The organism is Novosphingobium sp. NBM11 (assembly GCF_015390225.1).
In the GTDB taxonomy this organism is placed as follows: domain Bacteria; phylum Pseudomonadota; class Alphaproteobacteria; order Sphingomonadales; family Sphingomonadaceae; genus Novosphingobium.
In genome coordinates, this window is sequence record NZ_VUOG01000001.1 from 2,875,939 (window position 1) to 2,901,790 (window position 25,852).

24 protein-coding genes and 4 pseudogenes are annotated in these 25,852 nt (G+C 66.5%); 11 read left to right on the forward strand and 17 right to left on the reverse strand.

What is annotated here, in order from left to right; translation table 11 throughout:
- Nucleotides 1-63: 63 nt before the first annotated feature.
- A complete protein-coding gene (locus F1640_RS13955) occupies nucleotides 64-1,257 on the reverse strand; it encodes a helix-turn-helix domain-containing protein (protein WP_194919731.1) in 1,194 nt (397 codons plus the stop codon).
- 466 nt (nucleotides 1,258-1,723) lie between these two features.
- The gene (locus tag F1640_RS13960) at nucleotides 1,724-2,614 is read right to left on the reverse strand and encodes a LysR family transcriptional regulator (protein WP_194919732.1); all 891 of its coding nucleotides are present in this window, start codon (nucleotides 2,612-2,614) and stop codon (nucleotides 1,724-1,726) included.
- Between the two features lie 112 nt (nucleotides 2,615-2,726).
- Between F1640_RS13960 and F1640_RS13965 the strand changes: the two are divergent.
- A pseudogene (locus tag F1640_RS13965) lies at nucleotides 2,727-3,513 on the forward strand (SDR family NAD(P)-dependent oxidoreductase).
- 53 nt (nucleotides 3,514-3,566) lie between these two features.
- Here the strand turns inward: F1640_RS13965 and F1640_RS13970 are convergent.
- The 3 genes and pseudogenes from F1640_RS13970 to F1640_RS26035 form a co-directional block, all read right to left on the reverse strand.
- Nucleotides 3,567-4,527, reverse strand: a pseudogene (locus F1640_RS13970) (TauD/TfdA dioxygenase family protein).
- The gene (locus tag F1640_RS25330) at nucleotides 4,524-5,612 is read right to left on the reverse strand and encodes an MFS transporter (RefSeq protein WP_309229319.1); all 1,089 of its coding nucleotides are present in this window, start codon (nucleotides 5,610-5,612) and stop codon (nucleotides 4,524-4,526) included. The pseudogene F1640_RS13970 and the gene F1640_RS25330 overlap by 4 nt, the downstream one beginning before the upstream one ends.
- Nucleotides 5,613-5,685: 73 nt before the next feature.
- A pseudogene (locus F1640_RS26035) lies at nucleotides 5,686-5,937 on the reverse strand (MFS transporter); the annotation flags it as partial.
- A gap of 159 nt (nucleotides 5,938-6,096) precedes the next feature.
- Between F1640_RS26035 and F1640_RS25340 the strand changes: the two are divergent.
- Nucleotides 6,097-6,324, forward strand: coding sequence for a hypothetical protein (locus F1640_RS25340; protein ID WP_255530375.1), 228 nt, complete (start codon nucleotides 6,097-6,099; stop codon nucleotides 6,322-6,324).
- Between the two features lie 187 nt (nucleotides 6,325-6,511).
- Here the strand turns inward: F1640_RS25340 and F1640_RS26040 are convergent.
- The 10 genes and pseudogenes from F1640_RS26040 to F1640_RS14020 all read right to left on the reverse strand — a co-directional run.
- Nucleotides 6,512-6,922, reverse strand: a pseudogene (locus tag F1640_RS26040) (LLM class flavin-dependent oxidoreductase); the annotation flags it as partial.
- Nucleotides 6,849-7,313 carry an LLM class flavin-dependent oxidoreductase gene (locus F1640_RS25830; protein ID WP_309229320.1) on the reverse strand — a complete coding sequence of 155 codons (465 nt, stop codon included), beginning with the start codon at nucleotides 7,311-7,313 and terminating at the stop codon, nucleotides 6,849-6,851. The gene F1640_RS25830 and the pseudogene F1640_RS26040, both read right to left, overlap by 74 nt.
- A 304-nt stretch (nucleotides 7,314-7,617) precedes the next feature.
- Nucleotides 7,618-8,370 carry a TonB-dependent receptor domain-containing protein gene (locus F1640_RS25350; RefSeq protein WP_194919733.1) on the reverse strand — a complete coding sequence of 251 codons (753 nt, stop codon included), beginning with the start codon at nucleotides 8,368-8,370 and terminating at the stop codon, nucleotides 7,618-7,620.
- A 466-nt stretch (nucleotides 8,371-8,836) separates the two neighbouring features.
- Nucleotides 8,837-9,760: a TonB-dependent receptor plug domain-containing protein gene (locus F1640_RS13990; RefSeq protein ID WP_194919734.1), complete on the reverse strand. Its 924-nt coding sequence runs from the start codon at nucleotides 9,758-9,760 to the stop codon at nucleotides 8,837-8,839.
- A gap of 477 nt (nucleotides 9,761-10,237) precedes the next feature.
- The gene (locus tag F1640_RS13995) at nucleotides 10,238-10,861 is read right to left on the reverse strand and encodes a riboflavin synthase (RefSeq protein ID WP_194919735.1); all 624 of its coding nucleotides are present in this window, start codon (nucleotides 10,859-10,861) and stop codon (nucleotides 10,238-10,240) included.
- Between the two features lie 11 nt (nucleotides 10,862-10,872).
- Nucleotides 10,873-11,883: a bifunctional diaminohydroxyphosphoribosylaminopyrimidine deaminase/5-amino-6-(5-phosphoribosylamino)uracil reductase RibD gene (ribD, locus tag F1640_RS14000; RefSeq protein WP_309229265.1), complete on the reverse strand. Its 1,011-nt coding sequence runs from the start codon at nucleotides 11,881-11,883 to the stop codon at nucleotides 10,873-10,875.
- Nucleotides 11,858-12,316 (reverse strand): hypothetical protein, encoded by a 459-nt coding sequence (locus tag F1640_RS14005; RefSeq protein ID WP_124807834.1) that lies wholly within the window; start codon nucleotides 12,314-12,316, stop codon nucleotides 11,858-11,860. Before F1640_RS14005 ends, ribD begins: the two co-directional genes overlap by 26 nt.
- Nucleotides 12,317-12,368: 52 nt before the next feature.
- Nucleotides 12,369-13,217, reverse strand: a complete 849-nt coding sequence (locus tag F1640_RS14010; protein WP_309229266.1) for a M48 family metallopeptidase — start codon at nucleotides 13,215-13,217, stop codon at nucleotides 12,369-12,371.
- Nucleotides 13,102-13,560: a YcgN family cysteine cluster protein gene (locus tag F1640_RS14015; RefSeq protein ID WP_124807833.1), complete on the reverse strand. Its 459-nt coding sequence runs from the start codon at nucleotides 13,558-13,560 to the stop codon at nucleotides 13,102-13,104. Before F1640_RS14015 ends, F1640_RS14010 begins: the two co-directional genes overlap by 116 nt.
- A gap of 1 nt (nucleotide 13,561) precedes the next feature.
- On the reverse strand, nucleotides 13,562-14,170 hold the full coding sequence (locus tag F1640_RS14020; protein WP_194919736.1) for an SCO family protein: 609 nt from the start codon (nucleotides 14,168-14,170) through the stop codon (nucleotides 13,562-13,564).
- 64 nt (nucleotides 14,171-14,234) lie between these two features.
- Here F1640_RS14020 and F1640_RS14025 point away from each other — a divergent pair, with 64 nt between their 5' ends.
- The 5 genes from F1640_RS14025 to ssb all read left to right on the forward strand — a co-directional run bounded on the left by F1640_RS14025 (nucleotide 14,235) and on the right by ssb (nucleotide 18,431).
- Nucleotides 14,235-14,876, forward strand: coding sequence for an ankyrin repeat domain-containing protein (locus F1640_RS14025; RefSeq protein ID WP_223806444.1), 642 nt, complete (start codon nucleotides 14,235-14,237; stop codon nucleotides 14,874-14,876).
- 13 nt (nucleotides 14,877-14,889) lie between these two features.
- The gene (locus tag F1640_RS14030) at nucleotides 14,890-15,549 is read left to right on the forward strand and encodes a COQ9 family protein (RefSeq protein WP_194919737.1); all 660 of its coding nucleotides are present in this window, start codon (nucleotides 14,890-14,892) and stop codon (nucleotides 15,547-15,549) included.
- A 92-nt stretch (nucleotides 15,550-15,641) separates the two neighbouring features.
- Nucleotides 15,642-15,923, forward strand: a complete 282-nt coding sequence (locus F1640_RS14035) for a FeoA family protein (protein WP_206694687.1) — start codon at nucleotides 15,642-15,644, stop codon at nucleotides 15,921-15,923.
- Nucleotides 15,920-17,776, forward strand: a complete 1,857-nt coding sequence (locus F1640_RS14040; protein ID WP_194919738.1) for a ferrous iron transporter B — start codon at nucleotides 15,920-15,922, stop codon at nucleotides 17,774-17,776. The genes F1640_RS14035 and F1640_RS14040 overlap by 4 nt, the downstream gene beginning before the upstream one ends.
- 94 nt (nucleotides 17,777-17,870) lie before the next feature.
- The gene (gene ssb, locus F1640_RS14045; protein WP_125954766.1) at nucleotides 17,871-18,431 is read left to right on the forward strand and encodes a single-stranded DNA-binding protein; all 561 of its coding nucleotides are present in this window, start codon (nucleotides 17,871-17,873) and stop codon (nucleotides 18,429-18,431) included.
- Nucleotides 18,432-18,465: 34 nt separating this feature from the next.
- Here ssb and F1640_RS14050 read toward each other — a convergent pair whose 3' ends face one another.
- Both F1640_RS14050 and F1640_RS14055 read right to left on the reverse strand, forming a co-directional pair.
- Nucleotides 18,466-19,209 carry a 7-carboxy-7-deazaguanine synthase QueE gene (locus tag F1640_RS14050; protein ID WP_124807883.1) on the reverse strand — a complete coding sequence of 248 codons (744 nt, stop codon included), beginning with the start codon at nucleotides 19,207-19,209 and terminating at the stop codon, nucleotides 18,466-18,468.
- A gap of 108 nt (nucleotides 19,210-19,317) precedes the next feature.
- Complete coding sequence (locus tag F1640_RS14055; protein WP_194919739.1) at nucleotides 19,318-22,164, reverse strand: valine--tRNA ligase; 2,847 nt, start codon at nucleotides 22,162-22,164, stop codon at nucleotides 19,318-19,320.
- 148 nt (nucleotides 22,165-22,312) lie between these two features.
- On the opposite strand from F1640_RS14055, the gene F1640_RS14060 reads away from it, so the two are divergent.
- From F1640_RS14060 to F1640_RS14075, 4 genes are read left to right on the forward strand one after another with little or no spacing between them, the layout of a single operon-like run.
- The gene (locus tag F1640_RS14060) at nucleotides 22,313-23,443 is read left to right on the forward strand and encodes an ABC transporter permease (RefSeq protein ID WP_124807827.1); all 1,131 of its coding nucleotides are present in this window, start codon (nucleotides 22,313-22,315) and stop codon (nucleotides 23,441-23,443) included.
- A complete protein-coding gene (locus F1640_RS14065; RefSeq protein WP_125954786.1) occupies nucleotides 23,440-24,273 on the forward strand; it encodes an ABC transporter ATP-binding protein in 834 nt (277 codons plus the stop codon). The genes F1640_RS14060 and F1640_RS14065 overlap by 4 nt, the downstream gene beginning before the upstream one ends.
- Nucleotides 24,274-24,291: 18 nt before the next feature.
- Nucleotides 24,292-25,230, forward strand: a complete 939-nt coding sequence (locus F1640_RS14070) for an MlaD family protein (protein ID WP_125954787.1) — start codon at nucleotides 24,292-24,294, stop codon at nucleotides 25,228-25,230.
- Complete coding sequence (locus tag F1640_RS14075) at nucleotides 25,227-25,835, forward strand: ABC-type transport auxiliary lipoprotein family protein (protein WP_233497543.1); 609 nt, start codon at nucleotides 25,227-25,229, stop codon at nucleotides 25,833-25,835. The genes F1640_RS14070 and F1640_RS14075 overlap by 4 nt, the downstream gene beginning before the upstream one ends.
- Nucleotides 25,836-25,852 lie beyond the last annotated feature (17 nt).

Here is a 25,852-nt window from a genome sequence, read left to right on the forward strand (position 1 = left end):
CAAATGTGGACGTGTGGTCTTGTGAGGGTGTGGTCGTTTGGACAGGCGAGATGCTGGACAGCCTTACCCGTCAGGTGTGACGCGCCGCTCCACGCTGGCCATCAGCCTCGCCGTCAGGTGAGCCAACGGGCCGAGCGGTGGCTCGATGGCCTGCTCAGGTGGCGCGACAGGCGGTGGCGCCTGCTGGGCGTTGCGCTCCGTCGCCCGGAACAGCCCAGCGAGGTTCACCCCTGCCGAGCCTCCCCGTCGCACCATGCCCGCCAGACACCTTGCCGGTGAGCCCACACGATAGTGATGACCTAGCGGCAATTCGGCGTTCCGGTCGATCAGCAACACGCTAAGCGCCGCACGTTCCCGCCCGAACTGCTGGCAAGCCCGGCCCCAAGAGCTCTGGTCGATCCCGAGCCGCCCACAACTGCGCCAAGACGCCTCGACAAGGTTGGGCCAAGTCGGCCCGCCAAGCACCGCAACGATGCCGCGATAGCTCTCGGTGGCCACCACCAGCGCGGTCGCGGGCCGGATGCGCTCGAGCGGATCGCCCACCCGCGCCGTACGTCTTCGTGATGAGTTTTTGTCCTGTATATTGGGTGCGCATTTTTCTTCCGGCGCGTCGGAAGTTTTCAGTGCACGAGGATCAGGTTCCGGCACAAATTCAATGGCAGCGAGCATGGCGGACAAGGCCTCGCGGATGGCGATCAGGCGGTCGATGTTGGTGATCCGCGCCGTGCGCCCATCGGGCAGGATGGTTTCGGCCCGCTCGCGCAGATCTTCGTCGCCCGCCTCGCGGATGCGCTGGCCCAACTGGCGGATTTCGGCGCGGCATTGTTGAATGGCGCGAGTTCGCAGTTCCAGCGCTTCGGCCTTGGCCTGCATCTCGGCAAAGCGCTCGACCAGCGGGGCCAGATTGATGCCTGCCGCCCAGACCACGATCCCGTCCTGCCGGTCGCCAGCGCGCTCGCCGTTGATTCCGGCGTTGCGGATGATGAAGCCAGCCTTCTCCAGTTCCCGCTCCGCCGAGTTGATCGAGCGTGGCGTCAGGCCCAAGGCTTCGGCGAAGCGGCAGGCCTGTGTCCAGACGGCGCAAATGCGGCCCGAGAGATAGTCACCGTCCATGGTCTTGAGGACATAGTGCCGGACCAACGCTACGGCTGTCGAAGACAGGCCAAAGCCCGGCCGCGCCACTTGCTCGAACAGCCGCAGCAGGTCGAACCGGCCGACGCCGGCGGGCAGCCCCTTATGCGAGAGGGTGGTGCTCATGAGGCACCTCCCACGAAGACTGAACTTGCGCTGGAGTCGCGCAGAAGGTAGATTCCCGGAATAGCCGCACAGCTATCGATAACGCCGCTGAGAAGGGTTGCCGCCCTTCCAGCGGTTTTTCGTTTCAAAGGTGGCGGCTCGGGCCTGCTAACGGGGCGCAAAGAATGCGCCTCAGTTCGAGGGGGGTGGATCGCTGCATCGACCACGATGGATCGCCTTGTGATGCGAGTGCCCGCTGAATTAAAAGTGGTCCGCAGATGGTCCGCAGGGATGGCTTTGTTCGCCATATGAACCGGCTCCGTTCTTCAATGAAGAAACGGAAAACAGCCAAATTTTGGGTCTAATCCTCGGTGTAAACGAGATGCTCTACCAACTGAGCTAACCGCCCTTCGCGGGAGCCGCGCTCATGCGCGGTTTGCCCGGGGTAGTCAATCCCGGTTGGAGCGCCCGGTTTGGCGGTTTGACCCTAAAGGCGGATACGCGTTTCGAGAAAATCGAGGAATGCGCGGATGCGTGCCGACAGGCGATCGTGCCCGACGTGCAGCGCGTGGATGTCCTCGCCATCGCCGGGGTTGAAGGGGTTGAGCAGTTCGATCAGCCGGCCGGCCGCCAGATCGGCCGCGACATGGAAGCGGGCGAGCCGCGCGATGCCGCCGCCGGCCAAGGCCATCATGCGCACCACTTCGCCAGAGTTGCCCAGAAACCGGCCATCCATGACCTGATGCGCGGTTACGCCGTCGGTCCGGAACGGCCAGGAATCGACCGAGCGGCGGAAGCTGAAGCGCAGGCAGGTGTGGTGCTCGAGGTCCGCGGGAACACGCGGAGTGCCGTGGCGCTCCAGATAGGCAGGGCTTGCCACCACGGCCATCGTACTGTGCCCCAGCTTTCGCGCGCGCAGCGCGGAATCGCGCAAGGGGCCAACCCGGATCGCGATGTCCGCGCGTTCGTCGACCAGATCGACCATCGCGTCGGTCAGCGCCAGATCGAGCGTTATCGCCGGGAAGGCTTGCTGGAATTCCGGCAGGACCGGGATCAGGCAATGCACACCGAACGGAACCGAGGCGTTGATCCGGAGGCGGCCCGAAGGGCTTTGCCCGGTGGCCGGAAAATCGCGCTCCAGCTCGTCGATTTCCTCCAGCAGCCCGGCCACGCGCACGCGATAGGCCTCGCCTTCGGGCGTCAGGGCGAGGGCGCGGGTGGTGCGCGCGATCAGTTGTACGCCCAGCCGCGCCTCAAGGCGCCCCAGCGCCCGGCTGACGGCAGACGGCGTAAGCCGCAGTTCCCGCGCCGCGCCGGCCAGGCTGCCCTGTCGCGCCACCGCGAGGAACGTTTCCATTTCGCCGAGACGGTTGTCCATGAAACGACACTCGTGAATTGAAATCAATTCTAAAATACATCAGTGATGTCTAATCACAAGTTGTTCTAGCGCTTATGTACCATGCAACAATCCCGTTTCATGGAGACGCATGATGGATCTTAACCTTGCCGGAAAGACGGCTCTCGTCACCGGTGCCACGGCGGGCATCGGCCTTGCCATTGCCGAAAGGCTTGCCGCCGAAGGCGTTGCGGTTGCGATCAGCGGCCGCGATTCCGCAAAGCTGGAGCGCGCGGTACAGGCGATCGGCGCGAAGGGAGCGCGCGGGGCGTGCTGGCCGATCCGGCGACGGCCGAAGGTGCGGCCGCGCTGATCGCGGCGGTTCCCGACGTCGATATCCTCGTCAAACAATCTGGGGATCTACGAAGCCAAGCCCTTTGCCGAGATCAAGCGATGCCGATTGGCATCACATTTTCGAGGTCAACGTGGTGAGTGGCGCGCGGCTGGCGCGGCATTATTTCCCGCAAATGCTGGCGCGTGGCACCGGGCGCGTGATCTTCGTGTCCAGCGAAAGCGCGCTGGCCACCCCGCAGGAAATGATTCACTACGGGATGACCAAGACTGCGCAGCTGGCAATCGCGCGCGGGCTGGCAGAGCAGACGCGCGGCACCGGCGTGACGGTGAATGCGATCCTGCCCGGACCGACGCGCTCTGAAGGGATCGTGGATTTCATCCGCTCGGTCGTGGACAACAAGGATGCGCCCGAAGCCGAACGCGAAGCCGAGTTCTTCGCCCGGTTCCGCCCGCTTTCGCTGATCCGGCGGCTGATCGAACCCGATGAGATCGCGGCGCAGGTCGCGGTGCTCGCCAGCCCGCTGGGCGCGATCACCAATGGCGCTGCCGTCCGCATGGAAGGCGGGATCATTCCAACGATCGCCTGAAGCGCAATCCCGTGCCGTCGAACGGATTCGCGGCACGGGAAGGCGGATTATCGTCAGACGGCTTCGTACTGCGTTGCCTTTTCCTTGCGGACGGTGCGGCTGCTGCGTCCGTCGATCGCTACAGGCACTTCGCCGGCGATCGTCGCACGGCGCAGCGTGCGACGCTGGAGGCCGAAATCGGCGACGGCCCCGGTGCTGGGTGGACTGGTTATCCCAGAACGCCACATCGCCCGGCTGCCAGCGCCAGCGCACCACGTTTTCCGGTTTGGTGATGTGGTCCTGCAGGATCTGGAACAGGCGCTGCGAATCCGCCTGGTTCAGCCCGACAAAGCCTTTCACGAAATGGCCGAGCAGCAGGCTGCGCTGCCCTGACACCGGATGGACGCGGACCACCGGATGTTCGGTTTCGTAAACGGTGGAGGCAAAGACGTTGCGGTGCTGCGCGATGCGCTCTCGCTGCACGCTGTCTTCGCTGCCGCGCGCGGGATTGCCCAGCGCCGCCGCATAGTCATAGAGATTGGTGTGCGTGGCCCAGAGGGTGTTGACCAGTTGCCGCAAGGGTTCGGGCAGGCCTTCGTAGGCGGTTTCGCCATTGGCCCACACGGTATCCCCGCCGGCCTCCGGAATGGTGATCGAGCGCAGGATCGATCCCTTGGGATAGGCGTCGACGAAGGTTACGTCGGTATGCCAGCTGGACGCGGCGTAGCCTTCCTTGCTGTCGAGTTCGAGCAGGTAGCGCGATCCTTCGGCCACGGGCACGGTGGGGTGCGCCACCGGATCGCCGAACAGCGCGGCGAAGGCCTCGTGCCGGGCATCGTCCAACTCGTGCTGGTTGCGGAAGAACACGACCTTGTGGCGCACGACGGCATCCTTGATCGCCTGCACGGTGGCGGGATCGAGATCGCCGGACAGGGTCACGCCCCGGATTTCCGCGCCGATCGTGCCGGTGACGGGCACGATGTCGAGCGGGGATTTGGGATCGCGGGCGTTGGTGTAGGTGGTGATGGCATTCATGATGCAGTCTCCTTGAAACAGGGGGCAGGAGGGATCATTCGGCGGGCACGAGGGAGGCGGCGCTGGGTGCGGTCCCGCGCCTCGAGTTGTCGGCGAATTTCGGAGTGACGCTTCCCGTCGAGCGGGAAGCCAGCGACGAGCGCGGCCGACACTGCGTGAGCAATCGACGGACCGAGCGCGAAGACGAGCAGCAGGCCGTTCAGCGCCTGCGGCGTGTTGGTGGCGCTTTTGGGATCGAAGCCGAACCCCGCGACCAGCGGTAGAGCCAGGCCCACGGCCAGTGCGCTGCCCAGCTTTTCCGAGACGCTGAATACGGAGTAATAGAGACCGACACGGTCCTCGCCGGTTTCGGCGCGATGCTTGTCGGCGATGTCCGCCACCATCGAGCGGAGCATGATGTTGCCCGATCCCTGCGCCAACCCTTGCGCGAAGGCGAGGAACAGGACGAGGCCGAAGCGGTCGGGCGTGGTCAGCAACAGGCCGGCGTTGATGGCGGCCTGGACCAGCTCCGCCAGCACGGCCGTCCGATTTTTGCCGAGCCTGAGCGAGATGCGCAGCCAGATCGGGCCGGCCGCCATGCCGAAGATGTACTGGAACAGAAACAGCCCCGCCGCCCATTCCGGCCGTCGCAGATAGTAGGTTACGTAGAACACCAGCAGCACACCGCGGATGCCCTGTCCGGTGCGGACCGAAGCGTCGGACAGGATCACGCGGACCAGCAGGCTATTTCCGAACACCGCGCCCAGCGTCGTGCGCAGCGAAAACGGCGCCCGCGCCACCAGCTCCGCCGGGCGATCCGGTGCGGCGGTCAGCGTCAGCCACAGGCCGGGCAGGGCGGTGACGAGAACGAGCGCGCCGAACAGCGCCAGCCGCATCCGTCCGTCGCCCTGGAACAGGCGGTCGCCCACGGCGGCGACGGCCAGCGTCACCACCAGCGCCACCGCGACCAGAACGGTGATGTAGGCGGTGATCCGCGTGCGCTGATGATAATCGCTGCTGAGTTCGCCCGACCACGCGAGCAATGGTGTCTGTACGGCGGATGTGCCGGCATAGAACAGGAGCAGGCCGGTTGCGAGCCAGACGATGCTGCCGCCGGGCGGCGGGAAAGAACAGCAGGACGGCGCCCGCGGTGAAGGTCAGCCCACCCGCCGCGATCCATGTCCGCCGCCGGCCGAACCGCGCGCGGGTGTGGTCGCTCAACGTCCCGATCACCGGATCGAGCACCGAATTGATGATCTGGCCGGCCAGCATCAGCAGGCCCAGCGTGCCCAGCGACAAGCCGAAATCCTTGGCCATGATCGCCGGCAGATAGGCCACGACGGGTTGTGCCGCGGCGTAGATCGGCACGGCGATCGCGGCAAAGCGGATCAGGCGCCACGCCGATGGAGCGGATTGCGGAGAGAGTGTCATGCCGGGCCGTCCCTGGTTCAGGCCGCCGCTTCGGTGACAGCGGTGGCGGGGGGCGCGGCGACGGCGGGTCGCGCCAGCCTCAGATGATCGCGCAGGGTCGTGCCTTCGTACTCGGTGCGGAACAGCCCGCGCCGGCGCAGCTCCGGCAGGACGAGATCAATGAAGTCGGTCAGCCCGTCGCGCAGCGTGGGCGCGAGGATGTTGAAACCGTCGGCGGCGCCTGCCTCGAACCATTCTGCAGCGTGTCGCGATGTCGGCGGGCGTGCCGACCAGCACGAGATGGCCGCGCGCCGCGCTGATCCGGCCGACCAGCTGGCGCACCGACAGGCCTTCGCGCAGCGCCAGATCGTAGAGCAGCCCGCTGCCGGCTTTGCCAGCCTTCGGTGAAGGGTGGGGAGGGGGGCGGGCGCATCCAGATCGACCTCGCTGAGGTCCCAGTCGAGGAACGTCTTGAACCCCTGCGCGGCGGCCTTGACGTCGACGAAGCGCTGGAGCGCGTCGAACTTGGCCTGCGCTTCCTCGCGTGTGGGGCGACGTAGATGCTGGCACCAGGCATCACCAGCAGGCTGTCGCGGCTGCGCCCGGCGGCTTCGGCCTGGTCTTTCACCCCCTGCGCGAAGGCGACGGCCTCCTCGAGGGATTGCTGCGCGGTGAACACCACTTCGGCTGTAGCTGCGGCGAGCTTCTGTCCGTCGGCGGACGATCCCGCCTGCACGATCACGGGATGGCCCTGCACCGGCCGGCCCGATTGGAGCGGCCCGCGCACGCTGTAATTAGGGGCCTTGGTGGTTCAAGAAGCGGACCTTGGCGGGATCGGAAAAGCGCCCGCTTTCCTTGTTCCAGCACCAGCGGATCGTCATCCCAGGTGTCCCACAGGCCCCTTGACCACGCTGATATGTTCGGCCGCACGGTCATAGCGTTCGGCGTGGGCAAGCTGGTGCGACAGGCCGAAGTTGGCCGCTTCGGCATTGGTGCCCGACGTCACCAGATTCCAGCCCGCGCGGCCGCCGCTCAACTGGTCGAGCGCGGGCGAACTTCCGCGCCACATGGTAGGGCGGCATGTAGGTGCTGGATACCGTGGCGATCAGGCCGATCCGGCTGGTATGCGTGGCCAGAGCGGCCAGCAGGGTCAGCGGCTCCCAGAAATAGACCGGCGGGGCGTAGCTGATCGCCTCGGCGGACCCGCCCAGCAGGCCCACGTTGTCGGCGAAGAACACCGCGTCGAACTTGGCGGCTTCCGCCTTCTGCGCGAGTTCGCGGTAGAACTCGAAGCGGAAGGCGTCGTGCGGATCGACATCGGGATGGCGCCAGGCGGCGACATGGTGGCCGATGCTGTAGAGGAATGCGCCGAGGCGCATTTGACGGGGTTCGGCCATGGTCAGAATTTCCCGGAAAGGGTCACGCCCCAGGTGCGGGGTTCGCCCAGGATGGTGGATGATGGGGGTGTTGGCGCTGGCCGCGCCGAATGCCGCGGCGTAGCGCTTGTCGAACAGGTTCTTCGACCACAGCAGGATCGAATACCGATCGTCCTCGGTCCGCAACCCGATGCCGGCGTTGACCAGCGCATAGGCGTTCTGCCAGCCGTAGATCGAACGCGGATTGATCAACGCGGTGCGGCTGCGATAGCTGACGGTGGCGTAGCTCGTCAGCTTGAGGTTGCCGCCGATCGGCTGCTCGACGTTATAGCCGCCCTGCAGCACCCACTTGGGCGCGTTGGCGATCTGGTAGCCGGTGAGGCTGAGCGTCGAGGTCGCGCCGCCCAGCGCGGCCTGGAATTCCAGCGGCGCGGGGCGCGTTCGCATAGTTGAGGTACTTCGCGTCGTTATAGGCGCCGTTGAAGTTCAGGGTGAGGCCCGGAACCGGCGCGATCGTGGTTTCGAACTCCACCCCGCGCAGCCGCACCTTGCCCACGTTGGCAAGGTAGGAGCCGAGCGTGGGCCGCTGCGTATCGACTTGAGCGGCTTGATAGCCCTTGATCGTGTTGTTGTAGAAATTGACGTTGAGCGTCAGCTTGCGGTCGAGCCAGGTGGTCTTGAAGCCGGCTTCGAAGTCGAGCGACTTTTCCGGCTGGGTGATGATGACCGACTGCGTGAGCGTGGAGGCGGTGGTGTTCGCCGCGCCCGATTTCTCGCCATAGCTGGCCGAGCCATAGAGCAGGATGTTGTCGCTGACCTTGAACGACGGGTTCACCAGCCAGGCGACAGAATTGCGCGTATTGGCCGCGCTCACGGTGAAAAGGCCGCCTTCCGCTGCCGTGGTGCCGCCAAGACTGGCAAGAATGGTTGAACGGGCGGTGTTCAGCGCCGGCAGGGGCAGGGTGGCGCCGCCGGTGTAGGAACCTGTCACGTTTACCTGCTTGCGTTCGCGGGTGAAGCGCACGCCGCCGGTCAGCGAGAAGGCGTCGGTCAGGTGCAGCGTGGCCTGTCCGAACACCGCCCCCGCTGTCGATCTTGAGCTTGCCGCGCTTGCTGTAATCGACGCCGTCTAGGATCGCGGCGGGGGGTGGCGTTGCTGCCGGTCAGGAACGCGGCCGCGCCCGAATAGAAGATCGTGCGGTAATCGCTGACCAGGTCTTCGTGCAGGTAATAGGCACCCACCTGCCAGTCGAGCAGGCCGCCCTTGTTCGAAGCGAGCCGCAGTTCCTGCGAATACTGGTCGACATCGACGTCATAGCCGGCGCGGAAAATCGGCAGCGGCGTCAGGTCGCTGTCGTTGTAGGGGCGGAAATAGAGCTGCCGCCAGGCGCTGACCGAGGTCAGCGTTGCGCCGCCGAAGTCCCAGTTCAGCTCGTTCGAGATGCCGTTGGTGCGCGAGACCAGCCGCTGCTGCGAATTGAGATTGGCGTTCTTGGTGATGTCGAAGCTGGGCGTGTAGCCGAACAGCGTCTTCAGCTTGTTGGTCAGCTTCCGGCACGGACGGATCGCACCGTACCATCGAGGTTCAGGTTGGCGTTCACGTCGGCAGAGGCCGGGTAGAAGTTGTTGTATTCGCGCGTTTCGTAGTGCTCGACGATCAGGCGGCTGCTGATGTTGCTGGCCGGCGTGAACAGCAACTGGCCGCGCACGGACCAGCGGCTGTTGTCGAGATACTTGGCCCCGTCATAGGCATTGCGGATCCAGCCGCCGCCCTGATCGGTGGCGAAAGTGACGCGATAGGCCAGCTTGTCGGCGATGATCGGCCCGGTGGCATTGGCGCGCACCTGGAAGCGGTTGCGGCCACCATACGTGGCGTTGATGTTGAGTTCGGGATCGAACTTGGGCTTGGCGGTGCGCACGATCACCGCGCCGATGGTAGTGTTCTTGCCGAGCAGCGTGCCCTGCGGCCCGCGCACGACCTCGACGCCTTCCAGATCGACGAAATCGAGCCAGCTGAAGCCGACGTGGGTGAAGAACACATTGTCCACGATCAGGCCGACGCCGCCTTCGGCGCCGTCGTTGTTGGCGTTGCCGCCCACGCCACGGATGTAGAGGCCCGAAACGCGCGTGTTCTGCTGGATCGCGCCGAAGTTGGGGACTTTCACCGTATAGTCCGCCACGCGGTCGAGATGCTGGGCGTTGAGTTCGCCGCCGGCGATCGAGGAGATGGCGAGCGGTACGTCCTGCAACCGCTCCTCGCGGTGGCGCGCGGTGACGATGATCTCGTTGCCGGCATCGGCGGCTTCCCCGTCCGGCGCGGCGGTGCTGTCCGCGGGCGCATCGGCACCCGGGGCATCGGCGGCGGTTGCCCAGGCAGGTGCGGCGGCGAGCGCGATGAGGCTGACCGAAGCTGTGGCAAGGGCGCGCGAAAGGCTTCCGCGAAGCGCGGACGAAATGAAATCGGACATAGTTGATCCCTGAAACCTGAAGATGGAAACGGGCGTGCCGCACGCATGCGTCCGGTGGACCGGAACGCGGGGCATGGTGACCGCGTCAGTTATAAAGCGACGGTTGTATGGTTCGTGAGGGGCGCAACCGGCCGGGCGATCCGGCTCCCTCCGCGCGCAGGGCGCGGCCGGACACGGCGGGTTACGTCAGATAAAGCTCATGGCACGCATCGTATCACCTCATCACTTGGCGTGAGGGAACACGATGCCTGGCGCTGTCGCCCCAGCATCGCGCGCTTTAGCGGTTGGTAACGCGGAGCAAGCTGCTTCCCGATCAAATGCCGCGGACCAGGACCCTCTGAAGACACGGCCGGCCTGGTCACCGGAACCCGTGAGGGATGAATGTCTACTTATTTGGTTGAGTCATAAGCGTCAAGCGCAAGCTTTGCTTTTGCGCCGGACAGACAGGCTTTAGCGCCGCCTTGACAGGTTCCGACCTCAGGCCGGCGCGGCAAGGCTCTGCATACGCTTGAGATAGCGCGCGAGCACGTCGATCTCGAGGTTAACCTTGTCGCCGGGGGCAAGGCGCCCAAGCGTGGTGACCTCGGCGGTGTGGGGGATGATGTTCAGCGCGAAGTGCGCCGTGCCATCGGGCTGGTCGGCCACTTCGTTGACGGTCAGCGACACCCCTTCCACCGTGATCGAGCCCTTCGGCGCGATGAACGGTGCGAGTTCCTTTGGTGCGGAGATGCCGATCCGGTGCGAGGCGCCTTCGGGGCAGATGCCCACGACTTCGCCCACCGCGTCGACATGTCCGGTCACGATATGCCCGCCAAGTTCGTCGCCCAGCTTCAGCGCGGGTTCCAGGTTGATCGGCCGCCCCGCCTGCCATTGCGCGGGCGCGGTGCGGGACACGGTTTCGCCCGAGACGTCCACCGCGAACCACGCTTCGCCGGCCACGCCGCCCTTGTCCACCACGGTCAGGCACACGCCCGAACAGGCGATCGAAGCGCCCATCGCGATCTTCGCCGGGTCCATCGCGCAGGATACCGTCACACGACGGTCGCCGCGATCCTCGATGGCGATGATGTTGCCGATTTCGGTGACGATACCCGTGAACATGCGCGCGGCTTTCAGGCTGGAAGGGTGGGACGGAGACGGTGGTAGACGTCGAGCGTGTCGCTGCCAAGCTGGCGCCGTTCGGCCAGTTGCCAGCGGCCGTGCGCGTCGGGCAGCGCGGCCAGGCCGATATCGCCGATCGCCGCAAGCCCGGTGCCGATCACGATGGGCGCGCGGTAGAGCAGCATGCGGTCGACCATGTCGGCGGCCAGGAACGCGGCGGCGGCACCGGCCCCGCCTTCGACGAACAGGTATTGCGCCACGCCAAAGGCATCCGGCGCGGCAATGTCGGCCACCGCGCGCCACCCGTCCGGCGCAGCGCCGCGCGTCAGCACCCAGCGTTCCGGGCTGCGATCCTCCAGGCCGGGCAGGCGCACGTCCAGCCGCGGCGCATCGGCGCGCAAGGTGCCGCCACCGGCGAGGATCGCATCGGCGCAGGCGCGTTCGGCATGGACATGCGCGCGCGCCTGGGCGCCGGTGATCCACTGGCTGGTCCCGTCCGCCAGCGCGATCCGCCCGTCGAGCGACGTGGCGAGCTTGAGCGTCACGTGCGGCCGGCCCAGCCGGCTGCGAGTGAGGTAGCCTTCCAGTGAAGCCCGCGCGGCCGGGGACGAGAGCAGGTCCACCGCGATGCCCGCCTCCCGCAGCGCGGCCATGCCGTTGCCGGCCGTGCGCGGATCGGGGTCTTCGCAGCCGACGACCACGCGGGCGAGGCCCGAGGCCAGCACCAGCGAGGTGCAGGATGGGCCGCGCGCGCTGGCGTGGGCGCAGGGTTCCAGCGTGACGTATAGCGTTGCGCCGCGCGCGGCGGTGCCGGCCTCCGCCAGCGCCATCGCCTCGGCATGGGGGCGACCTCCCGGCTGGGTCCAGCCGCGCCCGACCACGCGCCCGTCGCGCACGATCATCGCGCCGACGGCGGGGTTGGGGCGGCTTAGCGGACGGCCGCGCGCGGCGATCGCCGCTGCCGCGTCCAGCCAGTCCTGGTCGGGCCGCTCAGCGTCAGGGCTGGGGGCTGGGCTGGGCACGATGCTGCTGGATGATCTTCTCGGCACGTTCCTGCTCGGCCTTCTTTTCGGCTTCGCGCTCTGCCTTGCCTTCCTGATACATCTTTTCCGTATCGATGCCCGTTGCCGCGCCGACGGCCTTGTACATCTGGCGGATGTTTTCGGCGTGGCGCTCCTCTTCCGCCTCTTCGGCGCGGGCCTTCTTCGTCGCGGCGATGTTGCCCGCGATGATCTCCTTGTCGGAGCGGTCCGCGCGCCAGCTTTCGAAGTAGAGCACCTTCGGCGGACGGGGCAGGCCGCGCCCTTCCTGCTGGACCATCAGGTAGAATATTCCGCCCGTCACGCAGGCGGCCAGCAACAGGCCGCGCGTGCGGTATTCGCTGGGCGCGCCCATGATCTGCCACAGATCCATGATCGCGCGCCGGGGCGAGACGTTTCGGAAGAAGTCCTTCATCGCCGCCTAGATAGGCGGTGGCCGCCGATTCCGCCAGTGCCCTGCGCCAGGATCAGCCGAACGGGCGGTAGAGCCCGCGTCCTTCGCGCTTCAGCCAATGGTTCGCCTCGGCGACGTTCCCTTCGAACAGGCGATCGAGTTCGGCGTGGAAGGCCGGGCTGTGGTCGAAGTGGCGCAGATGCGCGACCTCGTGCGCCACGACCGACCGCCGGACGAAATCGGGGGCCATGACCAGCCGCCAGTTGATCCGGATCGATCCGTCGGCGGCGCAGCTGCCCCAGCGCCGTTGCGCGCGCGACAGGGCGAGGCGCGGCACCGGGTGGCCTCCGCGCGCGCAGTAATGCGCCAGATCGTCGGCAAGCAGGGCAAGCGCTTCGCGTTCCAGCCAGCGGCGCAGCCGGCTTTCCAGCCCCTCGCGCGGGCCACCGAGGATGATCGCGTCTTCCCCGATGGATGGCCTGCGGGGGCCGTTGCATGCCAGTCGAGCCGACGCGCCACGCCCCGGAACGGCACCGGCGCGCCAGGTTCGAGCGTCTGCTGCGCGGGCAGGCGCGTCAGTTGCTGCGCCAGCCAGTCGGCGCGGTCCCGCGCGAAAGCCTCGGCATCGCCGACGCGGCCCCAGGCGGGAATGGAAACGCGGATTTCGCTGCCGTCGGGCGAAAGGCGCAGCGTCATCCGTTTTGCCTGCCGCAGCCGCCGGATCACGAGCGGCAGATCCTGCCCGCCGATCCGCAGGGTGCGCGGCTTCACCACGCGCGGCGCGGCGGGGCGGCGCAGCCAGTCGATCATCCCCCCGACGCCTGCCATACCTCTTCCGGCACGATATGTTCTTCCAGCGGCCCCGCGAGCACCTCGCTGACGGCCTTGCCCACGACGGAGACGCCCGCGCGGTGAACCGCATCGCGATCGCCCGAAATCAGGTAGTGCCACGCCGGCAGGGGCAGGCCATCGGCGCGCAGGCGATAGGCGCACGTCGCCGGCAGCCATGGCACTTCGGCCACGATGCGCGGGGTCAGCCGCAGGCAATCGGGCACCATCGCCTTGCGGTGGCGATAATCGGCGCAGCGCGCGGTCGAAAGGTCGAGCAGCCGGCAGGCGACGTTGGTGTGATAGACCGCGCCGGTGTCTTCGTCTTCCAGCTTGTGCAGGCAGCACTTGCCACAACCGTCGCACAGCGCTTCCCATTCGTCACGGGTCAGCGTTTCGACGGGTTTTTCCCAGAAGCGGTCGGCCAGCGCGGCCATGTCAGCGGACCCATTTCACAAGGTCGGCGGCGACGGCCTTCCCGTCCTTCTCGCCGGGCAGCAGCGCGATCGGCTTGCCGTCGGGCGCCATCAGATAGACGCCGCGGCTGTGGTCCATCAGATAGGCATCGGGCGCGGTGCCGGGGCGCTTCTGATAATAGACGGCAAAAGCCTTGGCCGCTTGCGCGACTTGAGCCTCGCTGCCGGTCAGGCCTAGCAGTTCCGGGCCGAAATTGGCGGCGAACTGGCCGACGACCTGCGGCGTATCGCGCGCGGGGTCGATCGTCACGAAGATCGGCTGCACCTTCTTCGCCAGGTCGGCGTGATCCTTCGCGAACAGGTGATAGCCCTGCATCACGTGCTGGAGATCGAGCGGGCAGACATCCGGGCAGAAGCTGTAGCCGAAGTACACGATGCGGTACTTGCCGGCGAAATCGTTGAAGTGAACGGTCTTGCCGTCCTTGTCGACAAGCGTGAAATCGCCGCCGATCGCCGCGCCTTCCAGCGGCGGGGTTTCGGTGGGGGTGGAACTGCCGCACGCGGAAAGCGTGGCGGCCAGGGCGGTTAGCGCTGCAAGGAAGATCGGTCGGGCCATGGCGGGACGGTTCATGCTCTGCTAACACGGGTTCCGCAAGGGGCGAGTCTGGCAGGCTCGCAGCAGAAGGAACAGGGACGTGAACACGCGGCGGCACAACGGGCTTCGATCGGCTTTCGCGGGACTGGCGATGATCGCCGGGCTCGGGCTGGGTTTGGGTCTCGCCGCGCCCGCGCAAGCGCAGTTTTCGGAAAGCTACAAGTTCCTCGAAGCCGTGAAGAAGAAGGACGGCGAAAAGGTCCAGAATGCGCTGAACGAGCCCGGCACCCAGATCGTCAACACGCGCGACGTCACCTCCGGCGAATCCGCGCTGCACATCGTGACCGCCCGCCGCGATCTGACCTGGATGCAGTTCCTGGTCGCCAAGGGCGCCAATGTGAACGTCCGCGACGTGAAGGGCACCACGCCGCTGGTGATGGCGGTCGATCTGGGCTTTGCCGAAGGCGTGGATTTCCTCATCAAGAGCGGCGCGCGCGTCGATGAACCGAACAACACCGGCGAAACCCCGCTGATCAACGCGGTGCATCGCCGCGACATGGCGATCATCCGCATGTTGCTGAAGGCGGGGGCCAACCCGGAGCGGCCTGACAATTCGGGCCGTTCCGCGCGGGATTATGCCGCGCTCGACGGCAAGAACAGTGCCGTGCTGGAAGAGATCGACAACGCCATGAAGGCCGCCAAGGCCGCCCCTCAGAAGCCCACCTACGGGCCTTCGTTCTGATCGGGCCGTGGCGATGACATCCGCTTCTGAATCGACGCTCGACGCTATCCGCCTGCAACTGGCGCCCCACGTGGCCGAAGCCGCCGTCTTCGATGGATGGGGCGAGGCCGCCGTGGCCAGCGCGGCCGATGCGGCCGGGGTGGACCCGGCGGTTGCGGCGTTCGCGTTCGGGGGCAAGCCCATGGCGATGATCGCGGCGTGGATCGCGCGCGTCGATGCCGACATGGCCGAAGCCCTGCCGACCGCCCGGATCGGCAACCTGCCGATCCGCGAGCGCATCCGCACGCTGGTGCAGTTCCGGCTCGATGCGCTGGCCGGCCGCGAGGAAGCGCTCCGCCGTGCGCTGGCGATCATGGCCATGCCGCAGAACGTGCCCACGGCCATGAAGCTCGGCTGGCACAGCGCCGATGCGATGTGGCGGCTCGCCGGCGATACCGCGACGGACTACAACCACTATACCAAGCGCGCCACGCTGGCGGCGATCTATGCCGCCACGCTGGCGGTCCATGCCGAGGACAAGAGCGAGGGCCATGCCGATACGCGCGCGTTCCTTGATCGGCGGATCGAGGGCGTGATGCGTTTCGAGAAGGCCAAGGCCCGGCTGACCCGCCCGCGCGAGGAAACCTTCAGCGTGATGCGCCTGTTCGGCCGCCTGCGGTATCCCGCGCGATAAGAGCCACTTGACCGGCGTCAATGCGCGCGGTGGCAAGGTCGCGCCAGTAGAGCCATGCTAATTTCAGGCTCCTTATTGCGAATGCCTTGCAAATGCTTTCGGCCTATGGCAGCGCCGTGAGCGTGACACTCGACCAGATCCCACTTGGAACGCCCGCGCGAATCGATTCCGTCGATTGGGACTTGCTCGTGCCCGAAGAGGCGGAGCGGCTGCGCGCGCTGGGGCTGGATGCCGGGGCGCATGTGCGCCTTGCCTATCGCGGCGTATTTGTGTCGCGCGATCCGCTGGCGGTGGAGATCGGCCGGATGACGGTGGCGCTGCGGCGCGTGCATGCCCGGGCGATGCATGTCGAACTGATCGGAGCAACGGCATGAGCCGCAACGCCTGTGTCGCTGCGCTGGTCGGCAATCCCAACGCGGGCAAGAGCGCGCTGTTCAACGCGCTGACGGGCGCGCGCCAGAAGATCGCCAACTATCCGGGCGTCACCGTCGAGCGAAAGGCGGGGCGCCTGATCCTGCCCAGCGGCGAACCGATGGAACTGGTCGACCTGCCGGGCAGCTATGGCCTCAACGCCACCAGCCCCGACGAAGAGGTGACGCGCAAGGTCATCATGGGCGAACAGGTGGGGCAGGCCCAGCCGGACGTGCTGGTTATCGTGCTCGATGCCTCGAACCTCGAACAGCATCTGGTTTTCGCGCAGGAAGTGCTGGAGCTTGGCCGCCCGACCGTGGTCGCGCTCAACATGGTGGACCTTGCCGAGCGCGATGGGCTGACGCTCGATTCGGCCGCGCTCGAAACCGCGCTGGGCGTGCCGGTGATTCCCACCGTGGCGGTACGACGGCGTGGACTGGCAGAACTGTCCGCCGCGATTGCGCAAGCACGCGATCGCGTGTCTGGCGAAACCGCGCCGCGCGCGCATGTCACGCTGCCCGAACGCCGGCTGCTGGCGCACGAGATGGCGCATGGCGCGATCCTTTCGGAAACCGCCAAGCATCGCATTCACGCCCGGATGGACCGCGTGCTGCTGCACCCCTGGCTTGGTCCACCGATCCTGCTGGCGCTGCTGTTCGTGGTGTTCCAGGCGGTGTTCAGCTGGGCTACGCCCTTTGCCGACGTGCTCGACGCGGGCGTTTCGGGCATTGGCGATCTGGTGAAGACCGCGCTTCCGCCCTCGCTTGCGCGCGATTTGCTGACCGATGGCGTGATCGCGGGCGTGGGGGCCGTGATCGTGTTCCTGCCGCAGATCCTGATCCTGTTCTTCTTCATCCTGACGATGGAGGCGACCGGCTACATGGCCCGCGCCGCCTTCCTGATGGACCGGCTGATGGCCACGGTGGGCCTTTCGGGGCGCAGCTTCATCCCGCTGCTGTCGAGCTTCGCCTGCGCCATTCCGGGCATCATGGCCACGCGCAGCATCACCGATCCCAAGGACCGGCTGACCACGATCCTGATCGCCCCGCTGATGACCTGTTCGGCACGCCTGCCGGTCTATGCCGTGATCATCGCCGCGTTCATTCCCCACCGCACGGTCGGCCCCGGCTTCGGCCTGCAGGGGCTGGTGCTGTTCGGGCTCTATGTGTTCGGCGTGGTGGGGGCGATGGTGGTGGCGCTGGTGCTGCGCCGGTCGGTGACGAAGGGCGCGGCCAGCGGCTTCATCATGGAACTGCCCAAGTACCAGCTGCCCACGGTGAAGGATCTGGCGCTCGGCCTGTTCCAGCGCGCGTGGATTTTCCTGCGCCGCGCCGGCACGATGATCTTCACGGTCACGGTGGTGCTGTGGTTCCTGCTGAACTTCCCCCGCGCGGGCGAGGGGCAGAGCCAGGTGGACGCCTCTATCGCCGGGCACATCGCCAACGGGCTGGCCGTGGTGGTGGAACCGGTGGGCTTCAACCGCGATATCGCGCTGGCGATCATCCCCGCCATGGCCGCGCGCGAAGTGGCGGTCAGCTCGCTCGCCACGACCTATGCCGTGGACAACGCGAATGACGAGGATGCGCAGGCGAACGCGCTGGAGGATCAGCTCAAGGAGCACTGGACGCTGCCGACCGCGCTGGCGTTCCTGGCGTGGTTCGTGTTCGCGCCGCAGTGCATGTCGACGATCGCGGTCACCCGGCGCGAAACGAACGGGTGGAAATGGCCGGCGTTCATGCTCGCCTACCTGTTCGGCCTGGCCTATCTGGCGGCGGGCGTGACCTTCTGGACGGCACGGGCCTTCGGGTTGGGTTGAAGCCCTTCCCGTTGTGGAAAGGACGGGGGGCGGACTCGCCCTGCCGCCGCGCATTGGCTAGGCCAGCCTCCACATTCACACGGGACACGATTCGATGGCAGGCAGCGTCAACAAGGTCATTCTGGTCGGCAATCTGGGGGCTGACCCGGAAGTGCGCTCGTTCCAGAACGGCGGCAAGGTCTGCAACCTGCGCATCGCCACGTCGGAAACGTGGAAGGACCGCAATTCGGGCGAGCGGCAGGAACGTACCGAATGGCACAGCGTGGCGATCTTTTCCGAAGGTCTGGCAGGCGTGGCCGAACGCTTCCTGCGCAAGGGCAGCAAGGTCTATATCGAAGGCCAGCTCCGCACCCGCAAGTGGCAGGACCAGTCGGGCAATGACCGCTACAGCACCGAAGTCGTGCTGCAAGGCCCCGGCGCGGTGCTGACCATGCTGGATGGCGCGCCCGGTGCCGGTGGCGGTAGCGGTGGGGGCGGCGGCTTCGGCGGTGGCCAGCGCTCGGGCGGCGGCGGTGGCGGCTGGAACGAAGGCGGCAGCAGTGGCGGCTCCTCGCGCGGGGGCGGATCGTCCTCGGGCGGTGGCTGGAACCAGGGCGGCGGCGGATCGTCCGGCGGCGGCTTCTCCGACGATCTGGACGACGATATCCCGTTCTGACCTTCCGAACCTCCCCGCTTCCGGGGAGGTTTTGCTATGTCCCGCGCGTATCGCCGTAGAGGTGGATGTGCAGCCGGTCGGTGAAGCGCCAGCCGGCCTTCATCGCGGCTTCGGCCAGCCAGGCGGACCGTTCGCGCAAGGGGGCGCTGGCGGTGCCTTCGGGCATCACGAACAGGCGGTCCGACGGAATGGCGTAATGCGCCTGCAGCGCCGCGATCTCATCCAGATCGTCGGGCGTGGCGACCACGAACTTGAAGAAGGCGCGCGGTTCGATGGCCCAGTGCGCCAGCCGTTCTGGCACCAGCGCCAGATCGGCTGGATTGCCCGAATGGGCGAGCTTGGGGCTGACGTTGTACTGGTCCACCAGCGCGTCCAGCGCCTGCGTCGGGGGCACGCTGCCGTTGGTTTCGATCTCCACATGCAGGCGGGGCCGCGCTTCCTTCAGGATCGTCAGCAAGCGGATGAGGGCGGGGGCCTGCAACAGCGGTTCGCCGCCGGTCACGACCAGCCGGTCCTGCGGATGGGCCAGCAGGCGCAGCGCCACGTCGCGCTCGTCCAGCGTGATCTGGTTCTCGCCGCGCTCGAAGGCGATTGCGTCACGGTGCGGCCGGTTGTCGCCGGTGAAGCGCCAGGTGTAGGCGGTATCGCACCAGCGGCAGGCAAGATTGCAGCGCGACAGGCGCAGGAACACCGAAGGGCGGCCGATCGACGGCCCTTCACCCTGCAACGAGGCGAAGATTTCCGGTTCGCCCGGCGTGGTGGTGGCAAGTGTCAGCATGGCGCGGGCCAACGGACGCAATCCAGCCTCCGTTCGGTTCGAGCGAAGTCGAGAACCGTCGCGCGGAGTGTCTCGACTGTGCTCGACACGAACGGAGCAGGCATCACATCACCCCAGCCGCGCCAGCGCAGACGCCAGTCGCTCGGCCTCGGCGCTGTGGTGCGCGTGATCGGCGCGGGCCTTCTCGACCGCCTCGGGCTTGGCCTTCTCGACGAACGCGGGGTTGTTCAACCGCCCTTCGAGTCCCTTCGCTTCCTTCTGCGCGGCGGCGAGCGCCTTTTCGAGGCGGGCCTTTTCGGCGGCGATATCGATCACACCTTCCAGCGGGATGACGATGTTGGCATCGCCAGCACCGATCTGCATCGCGGCACCGGCAGGGACCGGTTCGAAGCGGATCGACGAAAGCCGCGCCAGCCGGTCGATCGCCGGGCCGTTCGCCTCGATGATCGCGCGCGTGGCCGCGCTGGGTTCGGGCAGATAGGCGTCCAGCTTGGCCCCGGGCGCGATGCCGAGCTCGTTCTTGGCGGTGCGCAAGGCGGAAACCAGCGCGATCAGCCATTCGACCTCACGCTTCGCCGCCGCATCGACCGCCGTCTTGGGCTGGGGCCAGGCCGCCACGATCAGCTCGCCGGTGCGCGTGCCCGTCTTGTTCCACAGTTCCTCGGTCACGAAGGGCATGAAGGGGTGGAGCAGAACGAGGATCTGGTCGAGCACCCAGCCGGCGACGGCCTTGGTCTCGTCGTCGAACGATCCCTTGATCAGTTCGATGTACCAGTCGCAGAACGTGTCCCACACGAAGTGGTAGATCGCGTTGGCGGCGGCGTCGAAGCGCAAGTCGGCCATCGCCTTGTCGAGTTCGGCCACGGTGTCGACGACTTCGCCGATGATCCACTGGTTGACGGCAAGCTGCGGCACGATGCCGGGGCCGGTGTGATCGCCGATGCCGCCGGTGATGCCATTGCTCTGGCAGAAGCGTGCGGCGTTCCACAGCTTCGTGGCGAAGTTGCGATACCCCTCCACGCGCTTTTCATCCATCTTCACGTCGCGGCCCTGGCTTTCCATGGCGCACATGAAAAAGCGCAGCGCGTCCGCGCCGTACTGGTCGATCAGGCCCAGCGGATCGACCACATTGCCCTTGGACTTGGACATCTTCTGCCCGTCCGCCGCGCGGACCAGCCCATGCAGGTAGAGCCGCTTCCACGGCACTTCCTTCATGAAATGGAGGCCCTGCATCGCCATGCGCGCATCCCAGAAGAACAGGATGTCGAAGCCCGAGACGAGCAGGTCGTTGGGGTAGTGCTTCTTCAGCAGCGGCGCATCTTCATCCGGCCAGCCGAGCGTGACGAAGGGCCACAGCGCGGAGGAGAACCAGGTGTCGAGGACGTCGGGGTCGCGAGAGATTTCATACTTGAACGGGGCATTGGTGAGGCCGGGTTCACGCTCACTGCCATCGCTTTCCAGCTCGACGATGGCGTTCTGGAACAGCGGATGACTCGTTGCCTTCAACTCATCGAGATAGGCCTGTGCCTGCATGAGCGCCTGTTCTTCGGTTTCGGCGACAAAAGCTTTGAGGCCGACGGATGCGACCCTCGTCGCGCTCGCTTCGAATTCCGGCCCATACCAAGCCGGAATCCGGTGTCCCCACCACAACTGCCGCGAAACGCACCACGGCTGGATGTTCTCCATCCAGTTGAAGAAGGTCTTTTCCCAGGTCTTGGGCACGATCTCGATCGCGCCGGAGCGCACGGCTTCCATGGGTGCCTTGGCGAGCGTTTCGGCATCGACGTACCACTGGTCGGTCAGCCAGGGTTCGATCACCACGCCGCCGCGATCGCCGAACGGCGTCTGGATCGTGCGCGGTTCGGCGTCGTGGAGGACTTCGTTGCCTTCCTTGTCCTTGGTCACGTGCGGGATCAGGAAGCCGGCTTCCTTCATCCGCTCGACCACCAGCTTGCGCGCGTCGAACCGGTCCAGCCCCACAAATTCGGCGGGCACCAGCCCGTCCGTCGTCTGCACCACCTTCGCTTCGGCATCGAACATGTTGAGCATGTCGCCCGCCTTGATGCCGGCGCGGCGGCCGACGTCGAAGTCGTTGAAATCGTGCCCCGGCGTGATCTTCACCGCGCCGCTGCCCAGCTCCGGGTCGGCGTGTTCGTCGGCCACCACCTTGAACCGGCGGCCGGTCAGCGGCTGGACGATGTCCTTGCCGATCACGCTCTTGTAGCGCGGATCATCCGGGTGGACCGCCACGGCCATATCGGCCAGCATCGTTTCGGGGCGCGTGGTGGCAACCTCGATGTAATCCAGCCCGTCGTCGCGGGTCACGCCGTCAGCCAGCGGATACTTGAAGTGCCAGAACCCGCCCTGCACCTCGCGCGTTTCCACTTCGAGGTCGCTGATCGCGGTCTTGAGCTTGGGGTCCCAGTTCACCAGCCGCTTGTCGCGGTAGATCAGCCCCTGATTATAGAGGTCGACGAACACTTTCACCACGGCCTTGGTGAAATGCGGGTCCATGGTGAACTGCTCACGGCTCCAGTCCATCGAGCAGCCGAGGCGCCGCAGCTGGCGGGTGATCGTGCCGCCGGATTCGGCCTTCCATTCCCACACCTTCTCCACGAACTGTTCGCGCGTGTAGTTGGTGCGCTTGTCCTGCCGCGCTTCCATCTGGCGTTCGACCACCATCTGTGTGGCGATGCCGGCATGGTCGGTGCCGACCACCCACAGCGCATCCTTGCCGCGCAGCCGCTCGTAGCGGATCACCACGTCCTGCAGCGTGTTGTCCAGCGCGTGGCCGATGTGGAGCGATCCCGTGACGTTCGGCGGCGGGTTTACGATCGTGAACGGCACCGCTTCGGGCCGTTCGGGGCGGAAAAGCCCGTTCGTTTCCCAATGGCTGTACCAGCGCGCCTCGATTTCGGCGGGCTCGAAGGTCTTGTCGAGAGTCTGTTCGGTCATGGCGGGCGCTTTGCCAGCCGTTCCGCCCGCCTGCAAGCGCCGGGGCGCCAAACGGGATGCCATCCTGAAACCGAAACCACGCTTGAAACGTTGTGTCGCACGTCATGCACTTGTCGCCCCTGCCATTTTCCCGCATGAAGCGCATCCTATGCGGGCGTTAGCCGACTTCACGATCCAGCCCGGCGATGCCGGAACCGAAGAAGCCGGGGGCGCCACGCTGGCGTTCAGCGGCGAGATGCTGGTGTCCTCGGTCGGCGCGATCGATGCCCGGCTGCGCGCGCTGGACGAACCGATCGCCCGCATCGACCTTTCCGACGTGGAGCGCATGGACACCGTGGGCGCGTGGACGGTGTGGCGGCTGGCGCAGGAACAGGGCGCGGAGATCGTCGGCGCCCGCAGCGAAGCCGAACGCCTGATCGCCGCGGTGGGCCAGGCGGGCGAGAACGATTCGGGCGTCAGCGCCCCGCGCCTGCCGCTGTTCGAGCGCGTGCCGGGCAAGGTGGGCGATGCGGTGGTCGGGCTGGCCTGGGGCTCGCTGCAGGTGCTGGGCTTCCTGGGGCAGGTGGTGCAGGTCACCGGCACGCTGCTGCGGCATCCCGGGCGTTTCCGCGGCAAGGCGATGATCCACCAGATGGAGCTGGTGGGCGTGAACGCGCTGGCGATCGTGGGGCTGATGAGCTTCCTGGTCGGCATCGTCATCGCGCAGCAGGGCGCGGTCCAGCTCCGCCAGTTCGGCGCGGAAATCTACACGGTCAACCTTGTCGGCCGGCTGACGCTGCGCGAACTCGGCATTCTGATGACGGCGATCATGGTCGCGGGCCGGTCCGGCTCCGCCTTCGCCGCGCAGCTCGGCACGATGAAGCTGACCGAGGAGGTCGACGCCATGCGCACGATCGGCGTTTCGCCGATGGAAGCGCTGGTGCTGCCCCGCATTCTGGCGACGATGCTGATGCTGCCCTTGCTGGGCACCTATTCGGCCGTCGTCGGCATCATCGGCGGCGCGTTTCTTTCGGCCACGACGCTGGGCATTCCCTTCCTGACCTTCCTGGCGCGCATTCAGGAAGTGGTGCCGCTGCACGACGTGTGGGTCGGGCTGGTCAAGGCGCCGGTGTTCGGCCTGATCGTGGCCGTGGCCGGCTGCTATCAGGGGATGCAGGTCAAGGCCAATGCCGAGGAAGTGGGCACGCGCACCACGGCGGCGGTGGTCATGGCGATCTTCATGGTGATCGTGCTCGATGCCTTCTTTGCGGTGTTCTTCACCAAGGTCGGCTGGGGATGAGCGATCCCGATATCCTCATCCGCGTGCGGGGCCTCAAGAACGTGTTCGGTCCGCATGTGGTCCACGAAGACCTCGATCTCGATGTCCGGCGGGGCGAGATCATTGGCGTGGTGGGCGGTTCGGGCACGGGCAAATCGGTGCTGATGCGCGCTATCATCGGCCTCCAGATCCCCGAAGCGGGCGAGATCGAGGTGCTGGGCAGCTCGATCACCGACGCGCGCGACGATGACGATATCGACATCCGCTGCCAGTGGGGCGTGCTGTTCCAGGGCGGCGCGCTGTTCTCCACGCTGACCGTGGCCGAAAACGTCGAAGTGCCGTTGCGCGAATTCTATCCCGAGCTCAGCGACGAGCTGCGGCACGAGATCGCGCGCTACAAGGTGATCCTTTCCGGCCTGCCGGCGGAAGCGACCGCCAAGTATCCGGCCGAACTTTCCGGCGGCATGAAGAAGCGCGCCGGCCTGGCGCGCGCCCTGGCGCTCGATCCCGAACTGCTGTTTCTGGATGAACCGACGGCGGGGCTGGACCCGATCGGCGCGGCGGCGTTCGATCAATTGATCGCCAGCCTGCAGCAGACGCTGGGGCTGACCGTGTTCCTGATCACGCACGATCTCGATACCCTTTACGAAATCTGCGATCGTGTGGCCGTGCTGGCCGATAGGAAGGTGATCGCGGTGGGAACGATCCCGGAACTGCTGGCGCTCGATCATCCGTGGATTCAGGAATACTTCAATGGCCCGCGCGGCCGGGCCGCCAAGGCCGCGCAGGATCGAATTGCACCGCCGGGGATTGCCGCTCCGGTGGACGATACGGCGCTGGACGAGGCATAGGATACGGGAACACAGCCGATGGAAACGCGCGCAAACCATATCTGGGTCGGGGCCGTTACCCTCCTGCTGCTGGCCGGCATCGCCGCGCTGACGGTGTGGATCGCGCGCCTGAACCAGGGCGAACAGGATCACTACGACATCTTCTTCAAGCAGTCGGTGGATGGTCTGGCCAAGGGATCGGAAGTCTCGTTCTCGGGCGTGCCCTCGGGTCAGGTGGAAGACATCGATCTGTGGGAGAAGGACCCAGAATTCGTCCGGGTGCGGATCAAGATCAACAGGAAGGTGCCGATCCTGCAGGGCACGACCGCCAGCCTGCAGGGCAGCTTCACCGGCGTAACCACCATCCAGTTGCAGGGCGCGGTCAAGGGCGCGCCACCGATCGAGGAAAAGGGACCGGAAGGCGTGCCCGTGATCCCGACCAAGCGCGGCGGTCTTGGCGAGATTCTGGCCAACACGCCGCTGTTGCTGGAACGGCTGGCGACGCTGACCGAACGGCTGACGATGGTGCTGTCCGACCAGAACCTGAAGTCGTTCGAAAACATCATGCGCAACACTGACAAGATGACCGGCAACCTTGCCGCTGCCTCGCCCGATGTGAAGCGGGTGCTGTCCGAATTGCAGGCGACCTTGCGGCAGGCGAACTACACGCTTTCCAGCTTCGAGAAGCTGGCCGGATCGACCGACGCGATGATCAACGACGAAGGTAGCGGCCTCGCCAAGCAGTTGCGCCAGACGCTGAAATCGGCCCAGTCCGCGGCGGACGCGCTCCAGGCCACGCTGGATGATACGCGCCCGGCCGCGCGCCAGCTGAACGAACGCACGCTGCCTGCTGCCGAAGCCGCGATCCGCGATCTGCAGGCGACGACGCGGTCGCTGCGCGAAGTGACCGACAAGATCAACGACCGTGGCGTAAGCGCCATCGTCGGCAGCCCGAAGCTGCCAGACTACAAGCCATGAAAGGGACCATCGCGATGATCCGCAAACCGATCCTTGCCGCGCCGCTGCTCGCGTCTGCCCTCGCTCTGGCCCTTTCCGCCTGCGTCAACATCGGCACCAAGGTGCCGGGCACGCTGATGAGCCTGACGCCCGAAAGCGCGCCCGCCGCCGGCGCCGGCGTGTCGGGCAGCCTCTCCGGCGCGACCGCCGTGCTGGAGCCGGCGGCGGAGGCGCGGCTGGCGGTGCTGCGCATTCCGGTGCAGATCGACGATTCCAACGTCGCCTATCTCAAGGGCACGCAATGGGTCGAACGGCCGACGCGGCTGTTCCAGCGCCTGCTGGCCGAAACGCTGCGCGCCAAGGGCGGCAGGCTGGTGGTGGAGAACGACCTGGGCGTCAGCGGGCCGCGCCTTTCGGGCCGCATTCTCGACCTGGGCTACGACGCGCGCAGCCGGCGCGTGATCGTCCGTTTCGATGCGGTGAAGGAACTGCCCGGCGGCAAGATCGAGACGAAGCGTTTCGAACAGGACGTGCCGGGCGTCGCGCCGGAAGCGAGCGAGGTGGGGCCGGCGCTGAACAAGGCGGCCAACGCCGTGGCGAAGGACGTGGTCGACTGGTTCGGCTGATCCTGATTGGCAGGAAG